Here is a 12,507-nt window from a genome sequence, read left to right as displayed (position 1 = left end):
AGGGGCAGGCGCGATCGCGCCCGCCCCTTGGCCCTGCTTCCCGGGCTGGCAACAAAGGAACGCACGTGCTCCGTTTCATCGTGCGTCGGCTGCTACAAGCGATTCCGACGCTATTGCTTCTGTCCATTTTGGTCTTCGCCTGGCTCCGCTCGCTTCCCGGAGGACCCGCCTACGCGCTTCTCGGGGACAAGGCGACGCCGGAGAAGGTGGAACTCCTCAATCACTCCCTCGGCTTCGATCAGCCGATCTTCATCCAGTACTTCAAATTCCTCGGCCGGGCCGTCACCGGCGACTTCGGCGCTTCGCTCGTTTCCGCGCAGCCGGTCATGGGCGAGATCGGGCGCTTCCTGCCCGCGACCATCGAACTCGGCCTCTCCGCGATGATTCTCGCGATCGTGCTGGGCATCCCGTTCGGCTATCTGTCCGCACGGTTCAAGGGCGGCGCGGTCGACAACATCATCGTCGTGCTCACCCTGGTCGGTGTCGCGGTGCCGGTGTTCTTCCTCGGCTACATGATGCAGAACGGGCTGGCCTCACCGCTGGGACTTCCTTCCCAGGGACGGCAGAGCGCGGGCCTCGACGCCACCAACGTCACCAACTTCGCTGTCCTGGACGGCATCCTGACCCAGGAATGGGACTCGATGTGGGACGCGATCAAACACCTGATCCTGCCCGCGTTCGCGCTGGCCACCATTCCGCTCGCGGTGATCACCCGGATCACCCGCGCCTCGGTGCTCGACGTGTTCAACGAGGACTTCATCCGCACCGCCAACTCCAAGGGCCTGACCCAGCCCGTGGTGCGACGGCGGCACGTGCTGCGCAACGCCCTGCTCCCGGTGGTCACCACCATCGGCCTGCAGACCGGCGCGCTGCTCGGCGGCGCGGTGCTGACCGAGCGGGTGTTCAACATCCGCGGCCTCGGCTATCTGCTCGCCGAAGGCATCGAACGGCGTGACTATCCCCGGCTACAGGCGCTGCTGTTGTTCGGTGCGCTGGTGTACGTGCTGGTGAACATGCTGGTCGATATCTCGTACGGGCTCATCGACCCGAGGGTGCGTGTCGGATGAACACTCTGCTGAACAAGAAGAAGGAGCCGATCGACAAGCTCGCGTCGGCCGCCGCGCGGGGGCACAGCCTCGGCGGTGAGGCGCTGCGGCGCATGCTGCGCAGCCCGGTGGCGATCACCGGCGGCGTGATCACCATCCTGTTCGTGCTGCTGGCGATCTTCGCGCCGCTGCTGGCGCCGAAGGACCCGCTCGCGCGGTCCTTGCAGGACAAGGTCAACCTGGGCCGCGGCATCATTCCCGGCGCGATGCCGGGATATCCGCTCGGCGTGGACGACTTCGGCCGTGACTTCCTGTCCCGGCTGATCGTCGGCGCGCAGCAGACGTTGCTCGTCGGTGTCCTCGCGACGCTGATCGGCGTCGTCCTCGGGATGATCCTCGGCGGGCTCGCGGGCGCCTTCGGCGGCTGGGTCGACACGCTGATCATGCGCATCGTCGACGTCATGCTGGCGTTCCCGTCGCTGCTGCTGGCGATCTCGATCGCCGCGTTGTTCGCGAAGCCGAGCCAGTGGACGGTCATTCTCGCCGTGTCGATGATCGGTGTGCCGATCTTCGCGCGGCTGCTGCGCGGTTCCATGCTCGCGCAGCGCACCAGCGATCACGTGCTCGCGGCGACGTCGCTCGGCGTGAAGCGCGGGGCGATCGTGCTGCGGCACATGCTGCCGAACTCGCTCGGCCCGGTCATCGTCCAGGCGACGCTGACACTGGCGACGTCCATCATCGAGGCGGCGGCACTGTCGTTCCTCGGTCTCGGCGACCCTGACCCGTCGCGGGCGGAATGGGGCCTGATGCTCGGCAATGCCGCGCACAAGTTCCTCGACATCCGTCCGGAGCTGGCGTACTACCCGGCCATCGCGATCATCGTGGTCGCGCTCGGGTTCACACTGCTCGGCGAATCGCTCCGTGAAGCCCTCGATCCGAAGAACAGGCGGTGATTTTCCGTGGCATTCCAAGAAGTTCATGGCCTGCACGTTCGGCGAGTCACTGTGGCCGGCCCTCGATCCGAAGAACAGGCGGTGCTGTAACACATGGCACTCCTTGAAGTTCGCGACCTCAGCGTCGTATTCCAGCGCCGCGGCGAGCGGCCGTTCACCGCGGTGGACGGGGTGAGCTTCGACGTCGAACCCGGCCAGACCGTCGGGCTGGTCGGCGAATCCGGCTGCGGCAAGTCGGTGACGTCGCTGGCGATCATGCGGTTGCTGGCCAAGCGCGGCAACAAGGTCAGCGGTTCGGTCTCGTTCGAGGGCACCGATCTGCTCACGTTGTCGGACAAGGAAATGCGGGACCGCCGCGGGCGGGACCTCGGCATGGTGTTCCAGGATCCGCTGTCCTCGCTGAACCCGGTCATCCCGATCGGGCTGCAGATCACCGAGGTGCTGGAGCGCCACCGCGACATGCCGCGCAAGAAGGCGGCGATCGAGGCCGTCGAACTGCTGGACAAGGTCGGCATTCCCGACCCGTCGCGGCGGCTTTCCGAGTACCCGCACCAGCTTTCCGGCGGGATGCGGCAGCGCGCACTGATCGCGATCGCGCTGGCGTGCCGTCCCCGGCTGCTCATTGCGGACGAACCGACGACGGCGCTGGACGTCACCATCCAGGCGCAGATCCTGGCACTGCTGCGCGAACTCGTGCAGGACACCGGGACCGCGCTGATCATGATCACGCACGATCTCGGTGTCGTCGCCGGGCTCTGCGACGAGGTGAACGTGCTCTACGGCGGCAAGATCGTCGAACGCGCGCCACGCCATCAGCTCTTCGCCGAACCACGGCATCCGTACACGCACGGCCTGCTCGCGTCCATCCCGCGGCTCGACGCGGGGCGGGGCGAGAAGCTGATCCCGATCAAGGGCTCGGTGGCCGACAACATCCCGTGGGAGGGCGGTTGCGCGTTCGCGCCGCGCTGCCCGAACGCGCTGGCGGTGTGCCGTGAGACGTCGCCGCAGCTGGTGCCCGAAAACGGGGGCCTGCTGCGTTGCCACAACCCCGTGCGGCCCGCGGTCGCGGCCGGAGGAGGGATCCGATGACCGAGACGAACAGCGACGTGCTGCTTGAGGTCGACGACCTCAAGGTGCACTTCCCGATCAAACGCGGCATCGTGATCGACCGGACGATCGGGCACGTCTACGCCGTCGACGGGGTCAGCCTGTCGATCCGGCGCGGTGAAACCTATGGCCTCGTCGGCGAATCGGGTTGCGGTAAGTCCACTTTGGGCAGAGCGATCCTCCGGTTGAACGAACCGACCAGTGGCAGTGTCGTCTTCGACGGCACCGACGTCGCGAAGCTCAAGGGCGAGGCGCTGCGCAAGTCCCGCCGCCGGATGCAGATGATCTTCCAGGACCCACTGTCCAGTTTGGACCCACGGCAGTCGGTGGAGTCCATTCTGCTCGAAGGCATGCGCGCGCACGGCCTCGACAAGGACAAGGAGGCCACCGACCGGCGGCTGCGTGAGCTGCTGGCCGCGGTCGGCCTGCCGGAGACCGCGCTGCGGAAGTACCCGCACGAGTTCTCCGGCGGTCAGCGTCAGCGCATCGGCATCGCGCGGGCGCTCGCCGTGGAGCCCGACCTCATCGTCGCCGACGAGCCGGTGTCCGCATTGGACGTTTCGGTGCAGGCGCAGGTGGTGAACCTCCTGGAGGATCTGCAGGAGGAGCTCGGCCTGACCTACCTGGTGATCGCGCACGACCTCGCGGTGGTGCGGCACATCTCCGACCGGATCGGCGTGATGTACCTCGGTTCCCTCGTCGAGGAAGCCGACGCGGACGCGCTGTACGAGAACCCGCTGCATCCGTACACCAGGGCGCTGCTCTCGGCGATCCCGGTGCCGGACCCGGCCGTGGAGGACAGCCGGGAGCAGATCCTGCTCGCCGGTGACCTGCCCTCTCCGGCGGCGCCGCCGAGCGGCTGCCGGTTCCACACCCGGTGCCCGTGGCGGCAGGAGAGCCTGTGCTCGACCGACCGCCCGGAGCTGCGGGACGTCGGCGGCCAGCGCGTCGCGTGCCACTACGCGGAGGACATCCGCGACGGGCGGATCACGCCGCACGAGGTCGAACCGGAGCTGGTCGAGCTGACCGGCGCGCTCAACCCCGACCTCGGCCCGCCCGACGTCGGCACCGCCGCCGAAATCCTCTAACCAGTCCACCCGGCCCCCGGCAAATGCCGTTAAGGCCACCTTACGGGCGTCCGACGCCCGTAAGGTGGCCTTAACGGCATGTCTCGCTACGGCGTCAGGTCGAGGGCGGCGCGGAAGGTGCCGTCCATGTAGAACGGGGTCGACTCGTGCACGTGGGTGATCTGCCAGCGGCCGTCGGCGCGGCGCAGGCAGACCGTCGACCGGAACCACAGGTCGAACTTCGCGGGCATGCCCTTCGGCGTCGTGGAAAGCCGGTTCAGGCTGTGCGTGTAGGCGACGTCCCCGCCGACCGTGATCTCCAGATCGCGGATCTCGTACTCGATCGGCCCGTCGAAGCCGGCGAACCAGGCCCGTCGCTGCTCGACGTCGGTGAAGTCCGCGGGCTGCTGCACCAGCGGCGGCGCGAGAGTGAAGGCGACGACGTCGGTCGCGACGTCGGCTTCGAGCACCTCCGCGTCCCGTGCGGACATCGCGACCTCGCGGGCGGCCAGCAGTTCGCGGATCTGCTTCTCGTCCTGGATGCTCATCGTGTTCTCCCGGGGTCCGGCGGCCGCTTTCCGGCCGCGCTCACCCGGGACGTAGAAGCCGGGAGCGCGTTCTCGACATCCCGGCGAAGATTTTTTCCCGGAGGTGGGAGATGAAGTACGTCGTCCTGATCTACGGCAACCCGGAATCCCGCACGGCGTGGGAGGGGATGTCCGAGGAGCAGCGCGCCGCCGGGCTCGCCTACTACCAGCAGCTCAACGACGACCTCGATGCCTCGGGTGAGCGCATCGTGTCCGAGCGGCTCGCCGATGTCTCGCTGACGAAACAGGTGAGTGTCCAAAGTGGCAGGACGATCGCCACCGACGGCCCGTTCGCCGAGGTCAAGGAGTTCCTCGCCGGGTTCTACCTGCTCGAATGCGAAAGCCTCGACCGCGCGATCGAGATCGCCGCGCGTATCCCGGAGGCCCAGTTCGCGACCGTCGAGGTCCGGCCGGTGATGGGGTTGTACGGGGATGAGATGTGACGACGCCGTCCATCACGGGCCTGCTGCGGGAACTCGCGCCGCAGGCCCTCGGCGCGCTCGTCCGGCGGTACGGCGGCTTCGACAGCTGCGAGGACGCGGTGCAGGAAGCGCTGCTCGCCGCCGCGACGCAGTGGCCGTCGGAAGGCATCCCGGCCAACCCGAAGGGCTGGCTGATCACCACCGCGTCCCGTCGCCGCATCGAACTCTGGCGTTCCGACACGGCACGGCAGCGACGTGAGGAGACCGTCGCCGCGCTGGCCCCGCCGGACCCGGACCCGGCGCCCGCCGTCGACGACTCGCTGACGTTGCTGCTGCTCTGCTGTCATCCGTCGCTCACCGCGTCGTCGCAGGTGGCGCTGACCTTGCGCGCGGTCGGCGGGCTCACGACCGCGGAGATCGCCCGCGCGTTCCTCGTCCCGGAGGCCACGATCGCGCAGCGGATCAGCCGGGCGAAACAGCGGATCAAGGCGGCGGGCGCGGAGTTCCGGCTGCCCGAAGCCGACCGCGCCGAGCGGTTCGCCGCCGTGCTGCAGGTGCTGTACCTGATCTTCACCGAGGGACACACAGCCAGTTCCGGCGCCGCGCTGAACCGCGTCGAGCTGACCGCCGAAGCGATCCGGCTCGTCCGGCAACTGCGGACCGAGCTGCCGGACGACGGTGAGGTCGCCGGGCTCCTCGCGCTCATGCTGCTCACCGAGGCCCGCCGCCCGGCGCGGACCCGCTCAGGCGCCCTCGTCCCGCTCGCGGACCAGGATCGGCGGTTGTGGGACGCCGACGCGATCGCCGAGGGCGTCGAGCTGATCACGACGTCGCTCGCGACGGCGCCGATCGGGCCGTACCAGCTGCAGGCCGCGATCGCCGCCGTGCACGCGGAGGCCGCGAAGGCCGAGGACACCGACTGGCCGCAGATCCTCACGCTCTACGACCTCCTGCGGAACGTCGCGCCCGGTCCGATGGTGACGCTGAACCGCGTCGTCGCCGTCGCGATGGTGCACGGACCGCGCACGGCGCTGGACGAACTCGCCGACGCCGAACGCGACACCGCGCTCGCGCAGCACCACCGCGTCGAGGCCGTCCGAGCCCACCTGCTGGAACAGCTGGGCGAGGTCGGCGAAGCCCGTGAGCACTACCTCGAGGCGGCTCGCCGGACGCTGAGCATCCCGGAACGCACTTACCTGGAATCCCGCGCTTCGCAGCTCGCCTAAGCCGCAAGTCGGACGCCGGGTAATACCTGAGTTGGCTTCGCGGCCTACCCTGGCCTCGGTACCCTGCGGGTGCGAAGCCGCGTTTCCAGGAACAAATCGGACAAAAGCAGCAGGGGGTACGGACGTGCACATCGACCAGTGGCTGGAGGCGATTCCACCGCTTTCGGTCTACCTGATCGTCGGTCTCGTGATCATGATCGAAAGCCTGGGGATTCCGCTGCCCGGTGAGGTCGTCCTGATCAGCGCGGCTTTGCTGTCGTCGCAGCATTCCCAGCTGAGCCCGGTGTGGATCGCGATCCTCGCGAGCGCCGGCGCGATCATCGGCGACAGCATCGGGTACACCATCGGCCGCAAGGGCGGTACACGACTACTTGCCTGGGCGGGACGCAAATTCCCGAAGCATTTCGGCCCGGACCACATCGCCAATGCCGAGCGGATGTTCCAGAAACGCGGTGCGTGGGCGGTCTTTTTCGGTCGCTTTGTCGCTTTTCTCCGTATTCTCGCCGGTCCGCTCGCCGGTTCACTGGGCATGCACTACCCGCGGTTCCTGATGGCCAACGCGGCGGGCGGCATCGTCTGGGCCGCGGGCACCACCACGTTGATCTACTACCTTGGCGTGGTCGCCGAGAAGTGGCTCAAGAACTTCTCGTACGTCGGTCTCGGTGTCGCGGTGCTCTTCGGGCTCGTGTTCATGCTGGTGATCAAGAAGCGGATGGCCAGGAAACATCACGACGACGCGGATTCTCCGTCCGAAAAGGACTCATCGGTCACCGAGCAGTCGAAGGCCTGAGCCGGGCGGTCACACCTTCGCCGGAGCCTCGACGGGGGGTAGCTCCCCGTCGAGGTCGGCGGCGCGGCGCCGTCGCTGGAGCGACCCGAGCAGCACACCGCCGATGACCACCGCGGCCGCGACGATTTCGAGCAGGCTCGGCCGCTCGTCGAGCACCAGGAACGACATCGAAAGCCCGACCACCGGCACCAGCAGCGAGAACGGCGCGACGACCCCGGCAGGGTTGCGCCGCATCAGCGTCGTCCAGATCCCGGAGCCCGCGATCGTGCCGAGCAGCACGATGTAGGCCAGCCCGCCGAGCGCGATCAGCCCGGTCTTCGTGCCCAGCGTGGCCAGCGAGTGCCACTGCGCCGAAGGGCCCTCCATGAGCAGCGACAGCGCGAACATCGGCAGCGGCGGCACCACGGACATCCACAGCGCGAAGTGCAGTGGATTCTCCGGCGCGGCCCGCCTCGTCGCGAGATTGCCGAACGCCCAGCTCAGCGCGCCCAGAAGGGTGAGGATCACCGGCAGTAGCGCGGCGTGCGTCGACTGCTGCCAGGCGATGGTCGCCATGCCCGCCACGGCGAGCAGGATCCCGGCCAGCTGCCTGCCGCTGACCCGTTCCCGCAGGAAGAACGTGCCGAGCAGCACGGTGAACGGCGCCGAGGCCTGCAGGACCAGTGAGGCGAGCCCGGTCGGCATCCCGGTGTTCATCGCGATGAACAGGAACGCGAACTGCCCGGTGCCGAACCCGAGCCCATAGCCGAGGAGGTAGCGGATCTTGACCTTCGGCCACGGTACGAACAGGATCGTCGGGATCGCGATCACCGCGAACCGCAGCGCCCCGGCGAACACCGGCGGGAACTGCCCGAGCGCGACGTGGATGGCGAGGAAGTTGCAGCCCCACAGGACGGCGACGAGCGCGGCGAGCAGACGATCACGGATGGGCATGTCACCCACTCTCGTTAACCCGATCGTGAAGGACCAGCGAGAAAATCTGCACGAACTGTGCAGTGCTCCTTCACAGTCGCCTGCCCGGCCCGGTAAGCGGTACCGGGCCGGGCAGGGACGCGCCCGCCACTCAGTTCACGAAGCTGTCGAACATGCCGGGCTCGTAGGAACCCGCCGGATTGCGCACGATCACGTTCATCCGGTTGGCCGCGTTGATCAGGGCGACCTGGCAGATCAGCGCGGCGAGCTGGTCGTCGTCGTAGTGCTTGCGCACCTGCGCCCAGGTCTCGTCGGACACGCCATGGTGGAGGTCGGCGAGCCGGGTGCCCTCCTCGGTGAACGCCAGTGCGGCCCGCTCCGCCTCGGTGAACACGGTGGCCTCGCGCCAGGCGGCGACCAGGTTGAGCCGGACCGCGGTTTCGCCGGCGGCCGCGGCGTCCTTGGTGTGCATGTCCGTGCAGAAGCCGCAGCCGTTGATCTGGCTCGCGCGCAGCGACACGAGCTCCTGCGTGGACTTCGGCAGCGGTGACTGGGCGATCACCATCGCGGTGTTGGCGAACCGCTTGCCGAACTTCGCGGCGATCTCGTTCTCGAACATGTTGAATCGGGCTTCCATGACCTCGTCCTCACTCGTGGTGTCGTAGCTGAACGACCACCAGATGCCGGATGACCCGGGGTTTGTGACACCGCGGGCGCGTGACGAGCGACACAGACAGGCGATGTCACAAACCGGCGAGGCCCGGCGTCTGATGGCGACACTGTTGTGCGTGCACGGACAGGAGCCATCCATGAGCGATGCTTGCGAGCGAATCATGGATGTCATGCGCCAAAAGGAGTTAGACGCTGTCTCGCGAAGCGAGTCGATCGCATGAGCGAGCGGACGGACACCGCCACCGAGGCGTTCGTCGCCCACCGCAACCTGCTGTTCACCGTCGCCTACGAAATGCTCGGCTCGGCCGCCGACGCGGAGGACGTCCTGCAGGAGACCTGGCTGCGGTGGACGGGCGTCGATCTCGACGAGATCGAGAACCAGCGTGCCTACCTGGTCCGGATCACCACCCGCCAGGCGCTGAGCAGGCTGCGGACGCTCGGCCGCCGCAAGGAGTCCTACGTCGGTCCGTGGTTGCCCGAGCCGCTGCTGACCGCGCCGGACGTGGCCGAGGACGTCGAGCTGGCCGACAGCGTCTCGATGGCGATGCTGCTGGTGCTGGAGACACTCGCGCCGACCGAGCGCGCTGTGTTCGTGCTGCGCGAGGTGTTCGATCTGGACTACGACGAGATCGCGAACGCCGTCGACAAGACCCCGGCGGCGGTCCGGCAGATCGCTCATCGGGCACGAGCGCACGTCGCGGCCCGGCGGCCGCGTGGGGTCGTCTCACCCACCGAGGCCCGTGGCGCGTTGGAGGCGTTCCAGCGCGCGGTGGAAACCGGGGAGCTACAGGGACTGCTCGACATCCTCGCGCCGGACGTCGTCCTCCTCGGCGACGGTGGCGGCGTCGTGCAGGCTGTGCTGCGGCCCGTCACCGGTGCCGACCGGGTGGGCCGGGTGCTGGCCGCCGGGTTGGGCAAGATGGCCGAGGGATCGCTGCGGCCGGCGCAGGTCAACGGCTACCCGGCGCTGGTCCTCCGGTTCGACGGCGAGGTCGACACCGTCCTGGCGGTGCGCATCGACGACGGCCTCATCACCGGGCTCTACGCCGTGCGCAACCCCGAGAAGCTGTCGCATATGGACAAGGAGACCGCGCTGCGTCGCTGAGTCCACTGTGCAGTGTCGCCTTCACATATGCTGCGGCCGTGGACATCGGCAGGCTGCGCACGCTGAGGGAGTTCGCGGACCGCGGCAGCGTCACCGCCGCGGCGCGGGCCCTGCACTGTACGCCGTCCGCGGTCTCCCAACAGCTTCGCGCGCTCCAAGCCGAAGTCGGGCTGCCCCTCACCGAACCGGCCGGGCGCGGGCTTCGGCTCACCGACGCCGGTCGCGCGCTGGTCGCCCGTGCCGACGAGGTGCTGGCCGCGCTCGACCGCGCCGAGTCCGAATTGGACACTTACCGCAGCGCACCACGCGGCCGCGTCCGGGTCGCGATCTTCCAGTCGGCAGGGCTCATGCTGTTGCCGGGGTTGCTGCACCGGGTCGGCGCCTACGAGGGGCTGGACGTCGACGTCCGCGATGTCGACATGACGCCGCCGGAGGTGCCCGGCCTGCTCGCGGACTACGACGTCGTGGTCGCGCACCGCGACGAGCACGCGCCGGAGTTCGAATCCGGCCGCATCGAGGTCCTGCCGCTGCTGCGCGAACCCCTCGACGTCGCCCTGCCCGCCGGTCACCGGCTGGCCCGCAAACGCCGGGTCGAACTCGCCGAGCTGGCCGACGAACGCTGGATCAGCGTCGACTTCGGCTTCCCGGTCGACGACGTGCTCCGCTCGCTGACCGTCCGCACCGGCGTGCGCCCGCAGATCGTCCAGCGCATCAACGATTTCCGCATCATCGAACGCCTCGTCGCGGCCGGTCATGGTGTCGCGCTGCTGCCTCGGTACACAGTGGACGATCGCAGGGGCAGCGGCCTCGTTTGCCGTCCGCTGGCCGGAATCCGAGCGGCCCGGCTCGTCGAAGTGGTGTGCCGCGCGGGTGCGCTCGACCGGCCCGCGGTGGCTACGGTGGTTGGCGAGCTGCGTGCCGAAGTCGCCGCGCTCACCACCTAAGCCGTACCGCGGCGCCGGATTCCGAGAGTGAGCACCGAACCCAGGATCAGCGCGATGGCCAGGGAGAGTGCCATGCTGATCCCGGGTTCGGCGATCAGCTGGCCGCCCGCGTAGCCGAGCAGGGCCACATAGGACGTCCAGAGCGTGATGCCGATGGCCGACGCGGTGAGGAATTCGCGCAGTGGCCAGCGAAGCGAACCGGCCAGCAGCGCGCCGACCGTCCCACCCGAGGGCAGCCAGCGGGCGACGACGAGCACCGGCCGCGGATGCCGCTGCAACCGCCCGTCGAGCCAGCCGATACCGGCGGCGAACCGGTGACGTCGGCTCAGCCTGGCGAGCAGAGCTTGCCCGCCCGAGCGGCCGAGCAGGTAGAGCACCTGATCCGAGACGAGGCAGCCCGCGGCCGCGACGCCGATGACCAGCGCGAGCGGTGGCCCGCCCTGTGCGGCCGCGACGGCCATGCCGATGATGGTCACCTCGGTGGGCCACCAGGTGCGTCAACGAACTAAACTCGACACTGACGTCTACCAGCGAGGATACGGACCATGAGCGCATCGGCACCCCGGAAGCGACAGCGGCTCAAGAAGCAGACCAGCACCCGCCTCCCAGTCGTCCCGTTCACCCCAGACAACGACGCGGCATTGTGCTACGTCCGCCAGTCACACTTCTCGGATGAGAGCACGTCCAATGAGGTCCAGACGCGGGATACGCACCGATGGTCGAACGCCTACGGCGTTCCTATCGTTGCGACCGTGGAAGACCTCCACGTCTCTGGGGACCTGGAACCCCACAAACGGGACGGGCTGAAGGTCTGGCTGTCGGACGCGGCACCGAAACCATGGAAGACGTTGGTTGTTTCCAAGCTGGATCGTTTGGTCCGCAACGTGATGGACGCGCTCACCTTGCTGGAATGGCTGAGGGCACGCGGAAAGCGGTTGATCTGCATTGCGGAAGGCATCGATTCCAGTAACTCGATGTCAGAGTTCATGATCACGCTTATTGCCGCGTTCGCCCGCATGGAACGAGAACGCATGAAAGAGCGGTTCCGTGCGGCGAGGGCCGCACTCAAGGAAGCGGGCCGGTGGGCAGGGGAAGGCCACACCTACGGCACCATGCCGGTAGCACTGCCCGGCGGTGGATGGATTCTCGGGCTCGACCCCTACGCGGTCAAGGTTCTTCATTCCCTTTCAAAGATGACACGGGAAGGAAAGACCCTTACCGAGATGTGCGACTGGTTGACGGAAAGCAAAGTCGTTACCCCACGAGACAGGCAATTGCAGCTAGCAGCCGAACGACGCGGGGAAGATCCGGCAACGGTCGAACTCAAGGGGAAAAAATGGCACCGAACAGCTCTCCGCCGTTTACTGGAAAACCCGGACCTTGTAGAGCTTGGAATATTCGAACCCGCCGAGCAAGCTGATATATCCGTCCGACTGAATGCGAGGGCGCGCCGGAAGGAGCGCGGCAGTAATCAGCCTTATGAATTCTCCGGCGTCCTGGTGTGCCCGGAATGCCTTGAGCCCCTTTGGCATCGTGTCGCTCATCGAAAGGGAAAGCGCAAGGATGGAACCGTCGCCGAGTACGAATACAATTACTGGCAATGTCCGTCACACAAACACGGCCCAGCCATGCGGGCGGAAGAGATTGAACCATTGGCTACACAAGCTTTCTACAAG

General features: G+C 67.8%; 13 protein-coding genes and 1 pseudogene. 10 read left to right on the top strand and 4 right to left on the bottom strand.

Annotated features, from left to right (window positions below):
* Positions 1-65 precede the first annotated feature (65 nt).
* The 4 genes from ACFWY9_RS02905 (at position 66) to ACFWY9_RS02890 (ending at position 4,194) form a co-directional block, all read left to right on the top strand.
* Positions 66-1,067 carry an ABC transporter permease gene (locus ACFWY9_RS02905; protein ID WP_378326881.1) on the top strand — a complete coding sequence of 334 codons (1,002 nt, stop codon included), beginning with the start codon at positions 66-68 and terminating at the stop codon, positions 1,065-1,067.
* Entirely contained in the window at positions 1,064-1,999 is a 936-nt protein-coding gene (locus ACFWY9_RS02900; RefSeq protein ID WP_378326880.1) for an ABC transporter permease, read from the top strand. The genes ACFWY9_RS02905 and ACFWY9_RS02900 overlap by 4 nt, the downstream gene beginning before the upstream one ends.
* 93 nt (positions 2,000-2,092) lie before the next feature.
* On the top strand, positions 2,093-3,088 hold the full coding sequence (locus ACFWY9_RS02895; protein ID WP_378326879.1) for an ABC transporter ATP-binding protein: 996 nt from the start codon (positions 2,093-2,095) through the stop codon (positions 3,086-3,088).
* Positions 3,085-4,194, top strand: coding sequence for an ABC transporter ATP-binding protein (locus ACFWY9_RS02890; protein ID WP_378326878.1), 1,110 nt, complete (start codon positions 3,085-3,087; stop codon positions 4,192-4,194). The genes ACFWY9_RS02895 and ACFWY9_RS02890 overlap by 4 nt, the downstream gene beginning before the upstream one ends.
* 86 nt (positions 4,195-4,280) lie before the next feature.
* Here ACFWY9_RS02890 and ACFWY9_RS02885 read toward each other — a convergent pair whose 3' ends face one another.
* Positions 4,281-4,721: a YybH family protein gene (locus ACFWY9_RS02885; RefSeq protein WP_378331677.1), complete on the bottom strand. Its 441-nt coding sequence runs from the start codon at positions 4,719-4,721 to the stop codon at positions 4,281-4,283.
* A 110-nt stretch (positions 4,722-4,831) separates the two neighbouring features.
* Here ACFWY9_RS02885 and ACFWY9_RS02880 point away from each other — a divergent pair, with 110 nt between their 5' ends.
* The 3 genes from ACFWY9_RS02880 (at position 4,832) to ACFWY9_RS02870 (ending at position 7,198) form a co-directional block, all read left to right on the top strand.
* Positions 4,832-5,203, top strand: a complete 372-nt coding sequence (locus ACFWY9_RS02880) for a YciI family protein (protein WP_378331678.1) — start codon at positions 4,832-4,834, stop codon at positions 5,201-5,203.
* Positions 5,200-6,408, top strand: coding sequence for an RNA polymerase sigma factor (locus tag ACFWY9_RS02875; protein ID WP_378331679.1), 1,209 nt, complete (start codon positions 5,200-5,202; stop codon positions 6,406-6,408). Before ACFWY9_RS02880 ends, ACFWY9_RS02875 begins: the two co-directional genes overlap by 4 nt.
* 124 nt (positions 6,409-6,532) lie before the next feature.
* On the top strand, positions 6,533-7,198 hold the full coding sequence (locus ACFWY9_RS02870) for a DedA family protein (RefSeq protein WP_378331680.1): 666 nt from the start codon (positions 6,533-6,535) through the stop codon (positions 7,196-7,198).
* Positions 7,199-7,207: 9 nt separating this feature from the next.
* Here the strand turns inward: ACFWY9_RS02870 and ACFWY9_RS02865 are convergent, their stop codons facing one another.
* Positions 7,208-8,131: an EamA family transporter gene (locus tag ACFWY9_RS02865; RefSeq protein ID WP_378331681.1), complete on the bottom strand. Its 924-nt coding sequence runs from the start codon at positions 8,129-8,131 to the stop codon at positions 7,208-7,210.
* 130 nt (positions 8,132-8,261) lie between these two features.
* A complete protein-coding gene (locus ACFWY9_RS02860) occupies positions 8,262-8,747 on the bottom strand; it encodes a carboxymuconolactone decarboxylase family protein (RefSeq protein WP_378331682.1) in 486 nt (161 codons plus the stop codon).
* A gap of 252 nt (positions 8,748-8,999) precedes the next feature.
* Here ACFWY9_RS02860 and ACFWY9_RS02855 point away from each other — a divergent pair, with 252 nt between their 5' ends.
* Together ACFWY9_RS02855 and ACFWY9_RS02850 are read left to right on the top strand one after the other, a co-directional pair.
* Positions 9,000-9,887, top strand: coding sequence for an RNA polymerase sigma-70 factor (locus tag ACFWY9_RS02855; RefSeq protein ID WP_378331683.1), 888 nt, complete (start codon positions 9,000-9,002; stop codon positions 9,885-9,887).
* A 38-nt stretch (positions 9,888-9,925) separates the two neighbouring features.
* Complete coding sequence (locus ACFWY9_RS02850; RefSeq protein WP_378331684.1) at positions 9,926-10,831, top strand: LysR family transcriptional regulator; 906 nt, start codon at positions 9,926-9,928, stop codon at positions 10,829-10,831.
* Here ACFWY9_RS02850 and ACFWY9_RS02845 read toward each other — a convergent pair.
* A pseudogene (locus ACFWY9_RS02845) lies at positions 10,828-11,316 on the bottom strand (DedA family protein); the annotation flags it as partial. The gene ACFWY9_RS02850 and the pseudogene ACFWY9_RS02845 sit on opposite strands and share 4 nt — an antisense overlap.
* A gap of 60 nt (positions 11,317-11,376) precedes the next feature.
* Between ACFWY9_RS02845 and ACFWY9_RS02840 the strand changes: the two are divergent.
* Positions 11,377-12,507, top strand: a 1,131-nt coding sequence (locus ACFWY9_RS02840; protein WP_378338006.1) for a recombinase family protein, incomplete at its 3' end; no start/stop codon positions are given.

The organism is Amycolatopsis sp. NPDC059027, from assembly GCF_042739735.1.
Classification (GTDB): Bacteria; Actinomycetota; Actinomycetes; order Mycobacteriales; family Pseudonocardiaceae; genus Amycolatopsis.
The sequence above is the reverse complement of the archived record's forward strand: the minus strand, read 5'-3'. Positions and strand labels throughout refer to the sequence as shown.